The 16,774-nt window shown below is 63.5% G+C and carries 16 protein-coding genes and 1 tRNA gene; 3 read left to right on the top strand and 14 right to left on the bottom strand.

What is annotated here, in order from left to right:
* Nucleotides 1-178: 178 nt before the first annotated feature.
* The 11 genes from CHB97_RS05755 to rplM form a co-directional block, all read right to left on the bottom strand.
* On the bottom strand, nucleotides 179-679 hold the full coding sequence (locus CHB97_RS05755) for a type VI secretion system tube protein Hcp (protein ID WP_089287014.1): 501 nt from the start codon (nucleotides 677-679) through the stop codon (nucleotides 179-181).
* A gap of 83 nt (nucleotides 680-762) precedes the next feature.
* Nucleotides 763-2,241 (bottom strand): type VI secretion system contractile sheath large subunit, encoded by a 1,479-nt coding sequence (gene tssC / locus CHB97_RS05750; protein WP_089287013.1) that lies wholly within the window; start codon nucleotides 2,239-2,241, stop codon nucleotides 763-765.
* A gap of 76 nt (nucleotides 2,242-2,317) precedes the next feature.
* Nucleotides 2,318-2,821: a type VI secretion system contractile sheath small subunit gene (tssB, locus tag CHB97_RS05745; RefSeq protein WP_089287012.1), complete on the bottom strand. Its 504-nt coding sequence runs from the start codon at nucleotides 2,819-2,821 to the stop codon at nucleotides 2,318-2,320.
* A gap of 131 nt (nucleotides 2,822-2,952) precedes the next feature.
* Nucleotides 2,953-4,077 carry a type VI secretion system protein TssA gene (tssA, locus tag CHB97_RS05740; RefSeq protein ID WP_089287011.1) on the bottom strand — a complete coding sequence of 375 codons (1,125 nt, stop codon included), beginning with the start codon at nucleotides 4,075-4,077 and terminating at the stop codon, nucleotides 2,953-2,955.
* A complete protein-coding gene (locus CHB97_RS27030; protein ID WP_089287010.1) occupies nucleotides 4,077-8,207 on the bottom strand; it encodes a type VI secretion system protein in 4,131 nt (1,376 codons plus the stop codon). The genes tssA and CHB97_RS27030 overlap by 1 nt, the downstream gene beginning before the upstream one ends.
* Nucleotides 8,207-9,073, bottom strand: coding sequence for a DotU family type IV/VI secretion system protein (locus CHB97_RS05730; protein ID WP_089287009.1), 867 nt, complete (start codon nucleotides 9,071-9,073; stop codon nucleotides 8,207-8,209). The genes CHB97_RS27030 and CHB97_RS05730 overlap by 1 nt, the downstream gene beginning before the upstream one ends.
* Nucleotides 9,070-10,410 carry a type VI secretion system baseplate subunit TssK gene (tssK, locus tag CHB97_RS05725; RefSeq protein WP_089287008.1) on the bottom strand — a complete coding sequence of 447 codons (1,341 nt, stop codon included), beginning with the start codon at nucleotides 10,408-10,410 and terminating at the stop codon, nucleotides 9,070-9,072. The genes CHB97_RS05730 and tssK overlap by 4 nt, the downstream gene beginning before the upstream one ends.
* A gap of 4 nt (nucleotides 10,411-10,414) precedes the next feature.
* Entirely contained in the window at nucleotides 10,415-10,738 is a 324-nt protein-coding gene (locus CHB97_RS05720) for a hypothetical protein (RefSeq protein ID WP_089287007.1), read from the bottom strand.
* Nucleotides 10,739-11,041: 303 nt separating this feature from the next.
* A complete protein-coding gene (locus CHB97_RS05715; RefSeq protein WP_089287006.1) occupies nucleotides 11,042-11,548 on the bottom strand; it encodes a helix-turn-helix domain-containing protein in 507 nt (168 codons plus the stop codon).
* 197 nt (nucleotides 11,549-11,745) lie between these two features.
* On the bottom strand, nucleotides 11,746-12,231 hold the full coding sequence (gene rpsI / locus CHB97_RS05710; protein ID WP_089287005.1) for a 30S ribosomal protein S9: 486 nt from the start codon (nucleotides 12,229-12,231) through the stop codon (nucleotides 11,746-11,748).
* A 4-nt stretch (nucleotides 12,232-12,235) separates the two neighbouring features.
* Nucleotides 12,236-12,700 (bottom strand): 50S ribosomal protein L13, encoded by a 465-nt coding sequence (gene rplM / locus CHB97_RS05705; protein WP_089287004.1) that lies wholly within the window; start codon nucleotides 12,698-12,700, stop codon nucleotides 12,236-12,238.
* A gap of 320 nt (nucleotides 12,701-13,020) precedes the next feature.
* Here rplM and CHB97_RS26315 point away from each other — a divergent pair, with 320 nt between their 5' ends.
* A complete protein-coding gene (locus CHB97_RS26315; RefSeq protein ID WP_089287003.1) occupies nucleotides 13,021-13,239 on the top strand; it encodes a glycine zipper family protein in 219 nt (72 codons plus the stop codon).
* 34 nt (nucleotides 13,240-13,273) lie between these two features.
* On the opposite strand, the gene CHB97_RS05695 is transcribed toward CHB97_RS26315, so the two are convergent.
* Nucleotides 13,274-13,678, bottom strand: a complete 405-nt coding sequence (locus CHB97_RS05695) for a hypothetical protein (RefSeq protein WP_089287002.1) — start codon at nucleotides 13,676-13,678, stop codon at nucleotides 13,274-13,276.
* A gap of 174 nt (nucleotides 13,679-13,852) precedes the next feature.
* Nucleotides 13,853-13,929 (bottom strand) — tRNA-Pro (locus CHB97_RS05690).
* A gap of 252 nt (nucleotides 13,930-14,181) precedes the next feature.
* On the opposite strand from CHB97_RS05690, the gene cutA reads away from it, so the two are divergent.
* Both cutA and CHB97_RS05680 read left to right on the top strand, forming a co-directional pair.
* Entirely contained in the window at nucleotides 14,182-14,499 is a 318-nt protein-coding gene (gene cutA / locus CHB97_RS05685; protein ID WP_089287001.1) for a divalent-cation tolerance protein CutA, read from the top strand.
* A 251-nt stretch (nucleotides 14,500-14,750) separates the two neighbouring features.
* On the top strand, nucleotides 14,751-15,350 hold the full coding sequence (locus CHB97_RS05680; RefSeq protein ID WP_200819830.1) for a manganese efflux pump MntP family protein: 600 nt from the start codon (nucleotides 14,751-14,753) through the stop codon (nucleotides 15,348-15,350).
* A gap of 42 nt (nucleotides 15,351-15,392) precedes the next feature.
* On the opposite strand, the gene CHB97_RS05675 is transcribed toward CHB97_RS05680, so the two are convergent.
* Nucleotides 15,393-16,691, bottom strand: a complete 1,299-nt coding sequence (locus CHB97_RS05675) for an O-acetylhomoserine aminocarboxypropyltransferase (RefSeq protein WP_089287000.1) — start codon at nucleotides 16,689-16,691, stop codon at nucleotides 15,393-15,395.
* Nucleotides 16,692-16,774: the final 83 nt, after the last annotated feature.

The following is a 16,774-nucleotide window of genomic DNA, read 5'->3' as shown; positions in this document are numbered from 1 at the left end:
GCATGACCTGCCATCCGCCCGCCGCGCCTTATACTCTGTTGCCTTGATCAGAACCTATCGGCCCTGATCAAGGCCCTCAATCGCCGGCGCCAACATCCGTTGGCTTGGCTTCACGCGGCACGGGCCGCGCGGCGGCAGTCGCCGCCGTACCAACGGTCATGAATTATGACCGTTGATATTACGACACTTCCTGCTTGATCAGGTCGTGCTTGACCGGCTGGGCACCTTCGCCCGTACCGTCATCTTCCTTCTGCGGAATGTACTTATATTCGACGATGGCATAGCTCAGCGTGATGGTTTCAACCGGGATGTCACCCGTGCCGCCACCGATGGAAACATTGGAGACGATGATCTTCTCCATGGTGATTTCCAGATATTTCACCGGCTTATTGTCACCATTGGCACGGTAGGCACAGAAGACGCCCTTGGCGATGTGCTTGCCGCTCCAGCACATTTTCAGCAGATCGTCGCTGGAGGCGTCGATATATTTGGTGAAGCTGAAATCGGAATGGTTGGCCTGCTCCACCGTGCCGCCACCGGCACTGCTGCGGGTCGGCGGGGTGGGCTGGTTGAAGGAATGGCTCCAGGACAGAACCTGGATTTCTTCCTTATGCGAACTGTCGGTGCACTCACCCTTGATATCCGGGGTGGTGAGCTTCAGGAACATATTGCCGGCCATGGCAATTCTCCGTCTGAAAGGGTCGCGCTGCGATCAGGGATAGGCCCGGCCACCGGGATCAGCGGCCGGGTGATGGCCATGGATCAGGCCGCCGGGGCCGCCGGCAGTTCCGCCACCAGACGGATGGAAGCGGTCAGCTCCTCAAGCTGGAAATGCGGGCGCAGGAACACGGTGGCGCGATAGCAGCCGGGCTTGCCCGGCACGTCATAAACATCCACACGGGCTTCGCGCAGCGGGTATTTCGCCTTCAGCTCGTGCCCGGCATCATCCTTGCCCAGCACATAATCCATGATCCAGGTATTGAGGAAGCCCTGCACCTCCTCCTTGGTCATGAAGCTGCCGATCTTGTCGCGCATGATCACCTTGATATAGTGGGCAAAGCGCGAGGCGTTCAGCACATAGGGCAGCATCGCGGAGATGCGGCTGTTGGCATTGGCACTGTCGGTATTGTACTGGCGCGGCTTGTTGGCGGTCTGCCCGCCGAAAAAGGCGGCGTAATCCGTGCCCTTGCAATGAACCAGGGAGATGAAGCCCAGGTCATTCAGCTCCTTCTCCCGCCGGTCGGTGATGGCGATCTCCGTCGGGCATTTCAGCGCCACGTCGCCTTCATCGGTGCGGAACGTGTGGGTCGGCAGGCCATCGACCTTGCCGCCGCCTTCCACGCCGCGGATGGCGGCCGTCCAGCCATATTTGGCATAGGCATCGGTGATGCGCTGGGCCAGGGCATAGGCGGCATTGCCCCACAGATATTTCTTGTGGTCGCGGCCGTCCGTATCCTCCACAAAATCAACGCCTTCCACCGGCACCGTGTTGGGGCCATAGGGCAGGCGCAGCAGCATGTGTGGCAGCACCAGGGAGACATAGCGGCTGTCTTCGCTGTTGCGGAAGGACCGCCACTTCACCAGTTCCAGGCTCTCGAAAATCTTCGACAGGTCGCGCGGCACCCCCAGCTCGGTGAAGCTGTCCATATCGAACAGGCGCGGGCTGGCCCCGGCGATGAACGGCGCATGGGCCGCCGCCGCCACGTTGGAGATCAGTTCCAACAGCTTGGTATCGGCCGGGTGGCGACCGAATTCATAATCGCCCACCAGCATGGAATAGGGCTGGCCGCCAAACGTGCCATATTCCTCTTCATAGATCTTCTTGAACAGGGCGGACTGGTCGAACTCCACCGCCTTTTCCAGATCCTTCAGCAGGTCGGCCTTACTGATATTCAGCAGGCGCAGCTTCAGCTTGGTGCCGGTTTCGGTGTTGAACACCAGATAGCCCAGGCCGCGCCAGGCGGCTTCCAGCTTCTGGAATTCCTCATGATGCAGGATTTCGTTCAGCTGGTCGGAGAGAAGATCGTCAATCTGGGCGATCTTGTCATTGATCATGGCAACGACATCATTGCCGACGCTGCCACCCTCGGCCAGCACGGAATTGACGAATTCCGCCACCAAATCGCGGGCAAAGCCGCGCTGGCTTTCATCGCGCGCCAGCTTGCCTTCCACGATGATCTTGTCGAGCAGGGTTACCGACGCGGTCTCGGCAACAGCCGCGTTTTCCTCAGTCTCAGCCATTTTTTAGCCTCACGGGGAATGGGTCGGGTGCCGGATCGGGCACCTTATGGCGTTTTCTTTGGGGGACTGGGGTGCCTTAACCGGCGCTGCCCAGCTGCTTTTTCAAGGTGGACTGGTCCTCGGTGTTGCGGACCACCTGGTTCAGCAGGCTGTCCAGCTCATCATTGCCATCCAGCTTGGTCAGCAGGTCGCGCAGACGCTTGCGGGCATCCAGCAGCGCCTTCAGCGCTGGCACCTGCCCCATCACCTCCACCGGGGAGAAATCATCCAGGTGGGAGAAGGTCAGTTCCACCGCCAGCTGTTCGTCGCTGTCCTTCACCAGCTTGTTCGGCACGCGCAGCGCCAGACGCGGCGTGGCGGCCGAGAGAACCTCGTTGAAATTATCACTATCGATTTCAACGAATTTACGATCCTTCACCGGCGGCAGCGGTGCCGCCGGCTTGCCCGACAAATCGGCCATGATGCCGACAATGAAGGGCAGTTCCTTCTTATCGACTGTACCGCCATTTTCAACATCATAGGTGATCTGGACGCGCGGCGGGCGAACCCGGCTGAGCTTCTGCTGTGTACTGTCGGCCATTTATTTGCTCCTTCCGTTGAGGGGCCGGGTTGACACCGCGCCCGCGACTTTCAGGGAGATGATTGGAACATAACAACTAAAAATTACATTACCATATGACATACGCAATCGTATGCCATTTCCGCCCGGCTTTACCCTTCTTCAGGCAGGCCGAGAAGCTCAAAAATGGCAGCGACATCGCGGCGCCCCCGGCTGAGTTCCAGCAGCAGGGCCGGCAGCGGCAGGTCGCGCCATTGCACGATGCGGTGCAGCAGATAGGGGGTGGGGCTGTGCGGCTCCGTCTTGGCCAGAAAATCCGCAATCTCCGATAATTGGCGATAGGCATCGCGCCGGTTGGCAATGCCCCTGGCCGGCGACAGGGCGGCGGGGGCAGCCGCCGGCGCCGCCCGATCCTCCCCGTCTTCCATGTTCAGCACCTCCGTCGGCATGGCGTCGGGTTCCAGCGCCTCCAGCATGGCCGGTTCTTCCCCCCGTTCGCGCAGGGTGACCAGCACCCATTGCGCCATTTCATGCAGCCGTTGCGACAGGTCATGCAGGGACGGCGCCTGATCGCCCAGGGCCCCGTTCAAGGCAATTTTCAACTGGTCCAGCGCTGCCAGCGCCGCCATCAGCCCCTGATAAAGTTCCCGGTAAAAGCCGGCGGGCGTGGCGCGTGCCGTGGCGTTGAACAGCTGCAATGTCACCGGCAGCTGGCCGCCGCGCGGTGCCGGCCGGCTCTCCCGCCCTGCCAGTGTCTGCAGGCGCTGGCTGTTGAGGAAATCGCCGAAGGTCAGCCCCATCTCCCGGTCGGCCGGCGGATTGGTCACCTGCAGGGTCAGCAGCAGCACGACCAGCCGTTCATTCAGCCACTCAAAAATCAGGGCGCGGCGGGAAAGGTCGCCATCTTCATCCGGCCGAGGATGGCAATCATGGCCGAAACCATTCAACAGATGGGCCGGCAGCAGCAGGCCGGCGATCAGTCCCGGCACCCCATGGCGGGCCAGCATCGCCTCGCACAGCCAGGCCGCCACCTGCAGATCCTTGGAGCGGTCGGCCAGCACGGCGCTGGCAAGGCGGATCACCTCCGCCCAGTCGGCCCGCTTGCGGTCGGCCTTCCATACACCCTGCGGCAAGTCGATCTCCTCCCGCCGGGCTTCCTTGATCAGGTCATATTCGCCGCCATAGCGGATATCCTCCCCACTGGGATCGCCACCGGGAATGGGGGCCAGCAGCGCATCCATATCCAGCAGGCTGTTGGCATCGCGGATGCTGACCATCACATATCCCCCCCTTGAATGCCGGCCGGCGTCGGCGCCTTGGCCGGAAAGGTTGGCAGCACGTGCCGGCGGCGCACCGCCGGCTTGCCAGGTTCCGCCGCCGGCGTATCGGAACTGAGCGCCACGCGGACGAAAATCCGCGCCTCCCCTGTCGGCTGGCCGGGGCGCGGCCCGCCCGGCAGATCACGCACCACCATGGGTGCCGTCGGCACATCGAAGCGCAGCGTATGCGGCTGGCGGTCGCCGCCCTGGCCAAAATCCTGGAAACTGGCCCGGTGGCTTTGCAGCAGACGCAGCAGCGCCCACCGCCCCTCATAGGCAAAGGTCGCCGTCAGCCCATCGACATAGGGCTGGTCGCCGGCCGGTTGCGGCAGCACCGATCCATCGCGGGCCCAGCGCAGGCGCAGGCTGACCGGATCGCCGGGACGCCAGCCGATGCTGCCGGCCTCATCACCGGTTTGCAGTTCCTGCACGCCGATGCGCAGGGCCCATTCGATGATCTGGTTGGCCTCCACCTCGCGCGGGCGGTTGACGCGGAATTCCGCCGCCACCTTGTAGATGCCCGCCCCCTCCAGCGTCGGCACCAGGGGGGCCAGGAAGGCCTGCACCTGATCCATCTGGGCCAGAAACTCCACCACCGGCGCCAGTTGCCGGTCGCGCTGTGCCCGGTTGGCCATCGCCTTGCGCAGACGCTCCCCATTGGCAGCGTAATCGCGCAGGAAGCGCACAACATCATCCGGATCGGCTTCCGGCAGGTCGTCATCCAGTCGCTCACTGCCGGTGACAAAGGGGTAATGGCCGGCCAGGGTGCGGTTGAACGTTTCCGCCAGCCCGGCATAATCGGTATTCACCGACTGCCCCTGCAAGGTGCGGCAGCGGTCCAGCAGCGCCGCGCGGATCGCAGCAGCCCGCTGCTGGAAGAAGTCACCCGGACCGCCGCTGCTACCGGCCAGTTTCTCTTCACATTCATCCAGCCGCAGCTTGGGCAAATCCACGCGCAGCAGGCTTTCCAGATTTGTCAGGCTGTTGCCCGGTGCCTTGGCGGCATAACGCTGCAGCCCCTGGCCGATGGATTGCCAATAGAACAGGGTCGCCCCGTCCTGCCAGCCGCTGCCCAGTTCATTCCGGCTAATCATATCCACCAGCGGGGCCGCCAGATTATTCCAGAGATGCTCCAGCCGGCCGCGCATATTGTCCAGATACTGGGCCATGGCAACATCGTCGGCGGCATAAAAACCGGCCTCCGCAGCACTGCCATGCCCATCCCAGTTGGCGAACCCGTCCACCGGCTCGTAAAAGCTCTCCATGGTGGTCAGCTCGTCCAGTTCCGTCAGCAGGCCCCCGGCATGGGCACGCATGACCCGGCGCAACTCGTCATGCAGATCATCCAGCCGGTTCTGCGACAGGACGGACAGGATGGCGATCAGCTGTTCGGAGACTTGGCGCAGATCGGTCACCTCTGCCGTCAGGGCCGACTCCCCGAAATCCTGGAAGCGCTCGCTGCTGCGGTCGATCTTCTGGGCGGCGACCAGATGGTTGCGCAGACTGTCTTCCAGACGCTGCCGCCCCATCCGGTCCACCGCACTCTGGAAATCGGCGGGAATGCGCGGCAGGTCGACGGCGCGGAACTCCTCATAGCTGCGATAGGTCTTCAGCACCTCCGCCAGGGCCAGCGGATCCCAGCTCATCACCTGTCCTGACCCGGCCGCCAGCGGCATGGACAGGGAGACACGCGGATGTTCGCGCATGAAGGGTCGGTTCAGGGCAGGCTGGAAATGGTCCGACAGGGCATGGAGATGATCATTGAGGCGGAAGCCGGCACCGCTGCCGGAGCGCACCAGAATGCGTTCGCCATCCCCATCGGAAAATTCCAGCAACTGCCTTACCAGGGCCTTATGGGCATCCCGGATGCCGGCGGCAAACTGGTTGCGCACCTCCGCCCCCACGGAATCCGTAGCCATCATGGCCATCAGATCGGTAATGGCGGGGCTGGTGGTGATATCGTCGCTGGCCAGCCACAGCAGGCCGGGATCGTCCAGCATCCGCCGCACATCAACCAGACTGGCAGCCAGATCCTGCATCCGCTGGCCAATATCCTGGCCTTTGCGCGGCTGCTTGACATCGGCCACCGCGTCGGCCAGCCGGCGCACGCGTTCAACAATGTCCCCTTCCGAGCCGATGCGGCGGGTCAACCCCTCCGCCATGACGCCCAGGGTGGATTTCACCTGCCGGGCATGGTCGGGCGACAGTGGCGGGATATGTACCTGATGCAGACCGCGCAGATAAAGACCGGCATTATGGGCAAAATTGCCATCCAGCCGGGTGCCGAACAGGCTGTTGGACAAATTGGCCAGCTTCTCCACCGATCCCTTGTTGGCAGCGGCATATTCCGCCGCCAGCCGGTCCAGCCCCTCCACCTTGCGCAGATAGGCGGCCATCGCCTCCACATCCGGCGCACCCGACAGATGGTGGTTATTATTCTCTGACAGAGGGGCGATGGGCGGCGCATCACGCAGCAAGGTGTAACGACGCTCCAGCTCCGCCCGCAGCGCCTTCAGCACCAGATGATCCAATCCCTGGCCGAAACTGCGGGAGACGGCGGCATCGGTGCGGCCATCCCAGGAAGAGGGGATGAAGGGGAAGATCAGCCAGGAACGGCCGATGGCCTCAAAATCGGTCAACAGGCGGTGGGCCGCTTCGCTGCGGAAGGCATTATCACCCCCATGCGCCTGCTGGGCCAGTTCCTGACGGATCAGGGCCAAGGGCGGCTCCACCTCTGCCACGGTGCGTTGCAGCCACTGGTCAGCGATGAACAGCCCCACCGCCAGAACCAGGGTTGTGCCCACCAAGGCCGACTGGGCGATCAGGCTGGTGCGGGTCCGGGCGACCAGCCCGGTGCGGGCCGGCTGAGCCAACCCCTTCTCTGCAAATACCTTTTCAGCCAGCAGATCGGTGACGAACAGCAGGCGGGGGGCGGCGCTGGCAATCGCAGCATGGCTCCCGGCCGTGGTGACCAGACCGGGCGTACCCGGCCGCAGCGCCGTCAAGGCGTTGGAAAGCGGGCTGCCCCCCGCCGCCGGCACCGCCAGCAGGTCGCCCGCTTCCAAGGGCTCAGATGCCCCGGTGAACCAGATACCCCGCAGGAAATGGGTTTCCTGGAAAGCCGCCGCCCGCAGGGCCCGCGACAGGAAGGTCTTCAGCGGGGCGGCCAGAACCGGGAACTCCCCGGGGAACCGGAACATGCCATCGGGATCAGCCGGATTGTCCAGGCCGGCCGCCGCATCGACATAATGGTTCCACAGGGCGGCCGAGACATCGGCAATGGCCTGATCAACATCGGCGGCATCGAACATATGGTCGGTGGCGCGCGGGGTGGCCCAGCCCAACATGGTGCCGGTGCCACCTGCCGGAGCGGCCTGCCAAAAGGCGGCAAAACCCGGAATATGGTCGCACTGGGTGACCACGACATAGATCGGCAGGCGCAAGCCCACCCGGCGCTGCAGATCCCATAATTGGGCCTGAAAGGCATCGCCCTTGATGGCCAGCATTTCCGTGCCCAGGGCCTGCGCCCCCATCAGATCGCTGGCGGAAATGGCCAGGATCACCCCGTCCAGCCCGCGCTGCGGCCGGTACCATTGCAGGGCGCGCATCAGCCGGCGCCATTGATCATTGACCGCCGGCCGGCCATCGGGGCTGAGCGCTGCGCGGCCGGCCGCATCAATCAGGATGCCATTTTCATAGCAATGCAGCGTGGCATCTTCCCCAGCCGGGGTATCGCTTTCCGGCAACAGCCTTGGCATGGCGGCGGCACGGGCCAGCGTCGTTTTCCCCGCCCCCCGATCACCCAGCAGCAGCACCCAGGGCAGCGTGTAGGGGGAGCGCACCCCCGCCTGATCGGCCAGACGTTTCAAGCTGGTGCGGAAAGCCAGCATGGTGGGCTGGGCCGACCCGCCATTGACCAGCGCCCCGTCAACCGCCCCCGGCTCCAGCAAAGGCTGCTGCTGGACCAGCCGCCGCGCCTCACGCAGGCTGCGTTGCAGGGCCAGCAGCATCAGTGCCAGCACCAGCAAGGCCACTAGCAACAGGCCCGCCGCCACCCATCCGGCATGTGCGATCAGCCAGCCCGCCATCAGCGCGCCCCCGCGGCCGGGCTGGGAGAAACCGCCTGCGTGGGGGCGGTCTTGACCGGTTGTGTCGTCACCGGCTCCGGCACGGTCAGCGCATCCAGCCGGGCCGTCCGTTCCATCCACAGGCCATGCGCCAGCAATGTATAAAGCGCCAGCAACACCCCAAAGCCGACAATATAGGGGCGCAGATGCGGCAGCTTCACCGCCACATCCCGCGCCACCGTGGCCGTATAGGCGGTGGGGCAGAGCCGGGGCAATGTGGCGGGTTCCTGCCGACGCCCCTCCCCCCGCGCATCTTCCAGCCGTTCGGACAGCACCGCCCGATAATGGCGCAGCTGCTGGTTATCCTGCGGGCGCCAATACCGCCCCCGGAAACCCAGCGACAGAACGCAGAGATAAAGCGCCAGCATTTCCGGATCGGGCATCGGGTCGGCCAGCAGACGATCCAAATTCTGGAACACCCGCTCGCCCGCCACGCGGCTGCCGAACAGGGAGAGTTCCAGCAGATTATCCATCCAATATTCCCGCCCCTGCCACTCCTTCTCCTGCAACAGGATCTCATCGGCCAGGGCGGCCATCAGATATTGCGCCTCGCGGTAATGCATGGCGGCAAAGCTGCCGCCACCGCGCTGGGCGCTGGCCGCCTGACCATCCAGCACCCGGTGCAGGCGGCGATTGATGCGCACCGCCAGATCAGCCGGCTGCGGCCCCGGCTGGCCTTCCCCGGCCAGCCGGTCACTCAGCGCCAGGGCGTCACGCACGCCCGAGAGTTCAGCATGAAAAACGCGGAACTGGTCCAACAGGGTGGGGCCACCCGCCGGGGGCGGCCGCCTCTCCTCGGTCCGGTTCAGCATCATGCGGTTCATCATGTGCCCGGCCCGTTGGGGATGAACAGCAGAATATCGGCCGGGCGCCGCAGCCCGGCGCGATCCAGCGGATTGACGATGAAGAGGGGTTCGCCAGCGGCAACAAAATCATCGCAGGCGACGGCATAGAGCATGACATCGCGGCTGGCGGCGAAGGCGCTCGCCTCCTCCGTCGACAAGGCCCGGCGGCTGGCCCCGCGCAGGCGATAGACACCCAGCTCGTCCAGCCGTTTTTCCGTGGCGATCAAAGCCGCCTCCATCCAGTCGGCGGCATCGTCAGCCTTCTGGCCCGGCTTCAGCCGCAGACCGACAATCAGTTCGCCGGTCAGCCAGCTTTCCTCAATCCGGTGGCGGAAACCATGCTGCACCGGCTCAAATGTCATGGCGGCAAAGGCCTGGGCGACATGATCCAGCACCAGGTCGACCGCTGCCAGCAGCCGGCCGATGCAGCCGCGCGGGTCCAGATGGTCATAGGGTTCGGTCAGCGGCGGCACCAGACTGGAGCGCAGGATGGAGACATGGCCCATGACATTCAGCAGGGCCTTGTACAGTTCCAACGGGTGCAGGGCCGGCAGCCCCAGCAACCCCTCCAGCAAGGGCAGGCCCGCCACCAGACAAAGCACGGTCTGGCGGGCCTCTGCCCGATCCAGCTCCCCACCCTGGGCTTCCGCCACATAGCTGGCCTTTTCCCGCAGCTTGGCGACCAGCGCCCGACCCTCCCGGAACAGGGCGCTGGTCGGCGACAGCACGGCGCTGGGTGCCTCATAATCGGTCAGCTGGAAGGTCTGATTCTTGAACTCGATCTCCAGCAGGGGCAGTGACACCATGCCGGGGGGCAGGTCATCCTCCAGCCGCAGGCGCAGGGCCGGGCGCAGCCGGGGAATCGGTTCGGCATGGCTGCCGGTATTCTCATCCACCGCGCTCTCCCCAGGGCGGGAACGCCAGCGGGCCAGATCATCATCGGGCCGGGCCGAACCGGGCTGGTATTTCGGCAGCACCAGATGCACCCGCTGCGGGCTGGACAGCCGGTCCTTCAGCGGCGGCAGGTCCATTTCCAGCCGATCATCAGCGCCATCATGCCGGATCAGCAGCCCATCGGGCAGCACTGCCTCCACCGCCAGCAGGCGCAGACGCCCGGCCGACAAAGCCCCGCGATCCAGCTCCATCCGCACCACCCCATGGGCGAAAGGGGCGATTCGGGACAGATGGAATTGGAGCAAAGCATCCTGGCGCAGCCAGGATTGCTGGAAATGGTGGGGCTGCAGCAGCATCCCCTCATGCCACTGCACCGGGTCGGGAACAGGCGGGGCCGCGATGATCTTGCCGTTCTCGCCAGCCATCTTCCTATTGTCCCGGCTCTATGGTGAAGGCATTGCGCCCCAGGCGCACATTGACGCTTTTCAAACGGTCCACCCGGGCGCGATGGGTGCCGGGTGTGGGGTAATGGGCGAAGACCAGCGCCGCCACCCCCTCATCCGCCGCGGCCAGCGGGTAGGCCAGCGACCGGCGCGGCACCAGCTCAAAAGAGCGGACCCGCAGCCCGGTTGGATAGGCCAGCAGCAACTGGCCCTTATCCTTGAACCATTGGGCGGCGGAAAGGTTGGCAACACCTTGCAGCGCATCGGCATCCATGACAAAAACCAGATCAACCGCGACCGGTGAATCCATATTGGCTTCCGGCGCGGCGCTGACCTCAATCCTGCGCGTGTCTATATGTGGTAGATCAGAACCACAGCCCGGCAATAAACATGGAATCGCCAAAAAAAGCGGGCACAAAAACCCATGCCTTTTGCCAGTAAACAGGTTCACACGCCCCCCGCCATGACATTATCATTTATGCTTTAACCGCTTTTGCACCATATAGACTACTACGTCTACATCCCTTTGCGCTACAAATTATGACTATGACCAAAAGTATGGGTTCACTGCGCAAAGGGAAAAAAGCCAATAAGACAAAGATGTTACAAACAATCAGGCGCGGCCGTCCGGCTTACGGACACCTTTGATGGCGTCGGCAATCCGCTTCCCCAACGATTTTGCCTCCGCCTTCACAACATCAATCAATCGACGTTCAAGCCCGGCAATCGCGGCGGCCTGGGCACGTTGTTCAGCGGCAATGCTGTCCAGCCGCTCCAGCAGTTCCACCGTCACGGACGGGGGTGGGGCGGAAGGGGCGGCAAGCGGCGCAATCTCAGAGTGGGTCTGGTTTGCAGCGGCCAGCCGGACTGTCACGCTGGTATGGGTCATGCTGACCGGAACAGGGGGGGACGCCCCCTCTGCCTCCAGCCAATCCAGCACCTGCTGATAGCTGATGCCCAGGGCATCGGAAATCCGGCGATAGCTCCAACCCTGTTTACGCAGGCGGAAGGCCAGCATCTGCTTGCCGGACAGGCTCATCCGTTGCGTATCGGGCACCGGGCCCGTGGCTTCGGGCAGACCGGCGACAATCGTGATGTTGCCGTTCCGATGCTCCGCCATGGCAAGCGTCTCCCCTGATCGAGGCAGAGACAATAGCAGACAATCACAGGTCGTTAGAACCGCATTTGCCAAATTCTGTGCGAAAGAGGCAGGGCGCACGGACGGCGCTTTCCGGATAAAGATAAAGAAAAAGGGCGCCCCCAGCCTGGGGAGCGCCCTTTCTCCGTACAAACCCGGCGAACCGGGACCAAACGCGATTAGCGCTTGGAGAACTGGAAGCTACGACGGGCCTTGGCCTTACCGTACTTCTTACGCTCAACAACACGAGAATCGCGGGTCAGCAGACCAGCGGCCTTCAGCGGCGGACGCAGGCCCGGCTCGAAATAGGTCAGGGCCTTGGAGATGCCATGACGCAGCGCACCGGCCTGACCCGACAGACCACCACCGGACACGGTGGCGACGATGTCGAACTGCTCGACGCGGCTGGTGATCTGGAACGGCTGGTTGATCATCATGCGCAGCACGGGGCGGGCGAAATAAACCGCCAGCTCACGGCCATTCACGGTGATCTTGCCGGTACCGGGCTTCACCCACACACGGGCAACGGCGTTCTTGCGCTTGCCGGTGGCATAGGCGCGACCGAACGCGTCCAGCTTCGGCTCGGCCGGAGCGGCCGGGGCAGCGACGACGGAGGCGGCGGAAGCGCCGGCCTTCAGATCAGCGAGGCTGTTGATGGTGGCCATAATATTAGGCGCTCCGCTTGTTCTTGGCGTTCAGGCCGGCGATGTCCAGGACGACCGGCGACTGGGCCTCGTGCGGGTGAGCCGCACCGGCATAGACGCGCAGGTTGGTCATCTGGCGGCGACCCAGCGGGCCGCGCGGGATCATGCGCTCAACGGCCTTCAGGATGACGCGCTCGGGGAAGCGGCCGTCCAGGATCTGACCAGCGGAACGGCCCTTGATGCCGCCCGGGAAGCCAGTGTGCCAGTAGAACATGGCATCGTTACGCTTGTTGCCGGTCAGGACGACCTTCTCGGCATTGATCACGATGACATTGTCACCGCAATCCAGGAACGGGGTATAGGTGGGCTTGGTCTTGCCGCGCAGGATCATGGCGATCTGGCTGGCGAGACGACCCAGGACTACGCCTTCCGCATCGATCAGAATCCACTTCTTCTCGATCTCGGACGGCTTCAGGTTAAAGGTCTTCATCGGAGCACTCGGGCTTATACGGATGAAGGCGCCACCCACCGGGGTGGCACCGAAGCGGAGGCTTGTGTACGGGCAATAGCCCCATGACGCAAGCAAAAAATGCTGTTCTGACAAGGTACTGCGAAAAGGTATTATAATACCTTATTCGCAAACCCTTTGATTCAATGGATATTTTTCTCTGTCTTTCCGGGCCGCCGGTTTGCTGCACCCATGTTGCCAATGCATGAATGCCCCGTGACATCGCCTGCACCTGCGGGAACCCGATGGCCCTGGCGCCGTTATGCAAGCGGCCGCGCTATTGAACAGAACAGGAGATCACCATGCGTAACCAGATGGCGCTTGGCGCCGCAGCGATTATCACCGCTTCGCTGCTGCTGTCCGCCTGCGGCAATAATATGGAACAGCGGGCCGCCAGCGGGGCGCTGATTGGCGCTGGTGCGGGCGCCGTGCTGGGCGGCAGCGTCGGCAGCGCTGTCGCCGGCGGCGTGGTCGGCGCCGGCGCTGGGGCCGTGGTGAATGAAATGAAGAAGAAGCCCTGATCGCGGGCGGCCGCCGCGTCTGGTGATCCGCCGATCAGCGACCGCTGGGAATATGGAACTCCCAATTTCCGGTGGTAAAGTCGAGCACCAGACGCATATGCCGCAGCAGGTCGAGCCCGAGGGAGACCTCATAGGGGGAGGCCAGTGCGGGATCGCTGACCAGCGGAATCCGCACCTGCATTCCATTGTGGAAGGTCAAGATCCCGACCGGCTCGCCCTGAAACGCCCCGTGGCCGACAATACGGCGCAGCAGAGCAGGAGCCAGCCGCGTGACGGGCGAGGCGGTATCGAAAACCACCAAGACCTCAACATCCGGTGAATTACCTGCCCGTAAACGAAGCTTCAACAGGGGCCCTAGCTTGCTGAGGGCGCTCGGATCTTCTTGAACCTGATGACGAACCCAGCCTGCCATTGGCAGCAGGCAATCCCTGTTATCCATCTGCGCCCATCCCCTGAAATTAACCAGGCGGCATGGTGTGCAAGCGGCATCCAGGGGTCAAGCCCAAGTTGCAATCATCCCCTGGGCAAAGGTAAAAACACGAAAGGCGCCTTCCGGTTGGAAAGCGCCTTTTCGCATATCGTCACGGTTTCTGGCTTCCGTGACCCGAGAGAATGGTCGGAGCGACAGGATTCGAACCTGCGACCCCTAGACCCCCAGTCTAGTGCGCTACCAGGCTGCGCCACGCTCCGACCTCTCGATCGAACACCGTCTGTTGAACCAGCCGGCGTTCGGGCGCGGACTATATCCATCGAGTTTCCAGGATGCAACGTTTCTATCACTGAAAATCGTAATTTTTTTTAACTCATTGATATTAAATGATTTAATTCGATTTTATCCGGCCAAACCACCCCCGGCGGCGCTTTTCGCCCCTCTACGACAGCAAAATTAGCCTCACCTTGGGTAAAAATAACTGCCCGCCCCTCCCCTGACGGAGCCAGCCCATGACCGATGCAATCCTGATTTATGTCACCACCCCGGACCGGGAGACGGCGCGCCTGATCGGCCGAACGCTGGTGGAGGAAGGCCTGGTGGCCTGCGTCAATATCCTCCGGGGTATGGAGAGCCTTTATCGCTGGCAAGGAACTGTGGAGCAGGCGGAGGAATGCGTGCTGCTGATCAAGGCCCCGGCCGGGCGCACCGTCCAGGTCAGTGACCGCGTCCGCACCCTGCACCCCTATGACCTGCCCTGTATCCTGGAACTGCCCATCAGCGGCGGCAGCCCCCCATATATAGAGTGGCTGGTGCGGGCCGGTTACTGACCATCTGCCGGTCACCAAGCTCGCAGGTGCGGGATCAGGGCTTGACCCTAACGGCAAGCTGCCCCTATACCGGGCTCGCAATTGGGGAGTAGTCCGCCGCCCTGGCCCCCGCCGGGCGGTGTCCGCGTCAACAGACTCAGGTTCGGCACGATCATTCAGCCCGAACCTGTGGCGCGGACGATGGTTCCTTGGCCGGAACCGTTCGACGAGACCGATGGCGCATCCGCCCCTGACGTGGCCTGGGGGTGGCAATGCGCCTCGGCTTCACCCCAGGCCCCCGGATATCTATTGTGATCGCTTCCACCACCGTTGCGCTGGCCTTCAGCCTCGCCATGGATGCTTTTGCCGCTGCCCTTGGCAAAGGTGCCGCCCTGCGTCGCCCGAGCTGGGGGGCTGCCCTGACTGTGGGCGCCGTCTTCGGCGGCTTTCAGATGGTGATGCCGCTGATCGGCTTTGCCCTGGGGCTGGCCTTCGCCGACATCATCGACGCTGTAGACCATTGGATCGCCTTCGGCTTGCTGCTGCTGATCGGCGGCCGCATGGTCTGGGAAGCCCTGAAGGCGGATGCGGGGGAGGAGACCGGCATGACGCTGACCTTCTCCGCCCTGTTCGTCGCCGGATTCGCCACCTCGGTCGATGCGCTGGCCGTGGGCGTGCCGCTGGCCCTGTTTGACAGCCCGGTCTTTGTCAGCGCCCTGGTGATTGGCGCCGTCACCTTCGGCCTGTCAACGGCCGGCGTGTTCCTGGGCCGTGCCGTCGGCCCGCTGTTTGGCCGCTGGGCGGTGGGAATCGGTGGCATCGGGCTGGTCGCCCTGGGTGCCAAGATACTGATCGAACATACAATGGGCTGAAAGCTGTGGCAGGGCGTATGACACGCCCCGCCACATTTCACTTTACCCAACCTGGGCCAAAGCCTGTTCCAGGTCCGCGATAATGTCCTTCACGCTTTCCAGACCGATGGACAGGCGGATGACATCCGGCCCGGCCCCGGCAGCCACCTGCCCTTCCGGCGTCAATTGCCGGTGTGTGGTGCTGGACGGGTGGATGATCAGCGATTTGGCGTCGCCGATATTGGCCAGATGGCTGAACAGCTTGACCGATTCCACCAGCTTCACCCCGGCTTCATAGCCCCCCTTCAGCCCGAAGGTGAAGATCGCCCCGGCCCCGTTGGGCAGGTAGCGGTCCGCCAATGCCTTATAGGGGCTGTCGGGCAGGCCGGCATAGTTCACCCAGGCCACCGCCGGATGGGCGGCCAGATATTCCGCCACCTTCAACGCGTTGGCGCAGTGCCGTTCCATGCGCAGGGCCAGGGTTTCCGTGCCCAGAATGCCGAGGAAGGCATTCAAAGGTGCCATGGAGGGCCCCAGATCGCGCAGGCCGATGGCGTGGCCATACACGGTAAAGGCCGCCGGGCCGAAAGTTTCGGCAAAGCGCAGACCGTGATAGCCGGGCTCCGGCTCCGTCAGGGCTGGGAAGCGGCCCCCCTGCGACCAGTCGAACTTGCCGCTGTCGATCACCACGCCACCGACCGAGGTGCCATTGCCGGTCAGGAACTTGGTGGTGGAATGCACCACCAGCGTGGCGCCATGTTCGATGGGCCGGCAGAGATAGGGTGTCGCCAGCGTGTTATCGACGATCAGCGGGATGCCCGCTTCTTCTGCCACCTTGGCGATGGTGGCGATGTCGCTGACGATGCCGCCGGGGTTGGCCAGGCTTTCGATGAAGATGGCCTTGGTGCGCGGGGTGATGGCACGGCGGTAATCATCGGCGCTGTCCCCACTGACAAAGCTGCATTTCCAGCCAAAGGCACGCGGGAAGCTGTTGGCGAACTGGTTCAGCGTGCCGCCGTAGAGCTTGCGGGAGGCAACGAAATCATCGCCCGGCGTCAGCAGCGGGAACAAAGCCAGCATCTGGGCGGAATGGCCGGACGCGGTGCAGGTGCCACCGGCTCCACCTTCCAGATCGGCCAGCCGGCCTTCCAGAACGGAAACCGTGGGGTTGGTCAGGCGGGAATAGATGAAGCCGGCCTTTTGCAGATTGAACAGGGCGGCTGCGTCTTCCACATCATCGAAGACAAAGGAACTGGTCTGATAGATCGGGGTGGCGCGGGCGCCGGTCGCCTCATCCGGGGCGGCCCCGGCATGGATGGCCCGCGTTTCAAAGCCAAGAACGGGCGAAGATTGATCGCTCATAGGATGTTTCCTGTTGGTATTCCCCGTGGATGGGTCCGGTTGAACCGGCTTCCCGCTTTGTCGCTGGGAAAGATAGCTGCACA

The sequence above is a fragment of the Azospirillum sp. RU38E genome (genome assembly GCF_900188385.1).
Classification (GTDB): domain Bacteria; phylum Pseudomonadota; class Alphaproteobacteria; order Azospirillales; family Azospirillaceae; genus Niveispirillum.
This window is presented reverse-complemented; position numbering and strand designations above follow the sequence as displayed.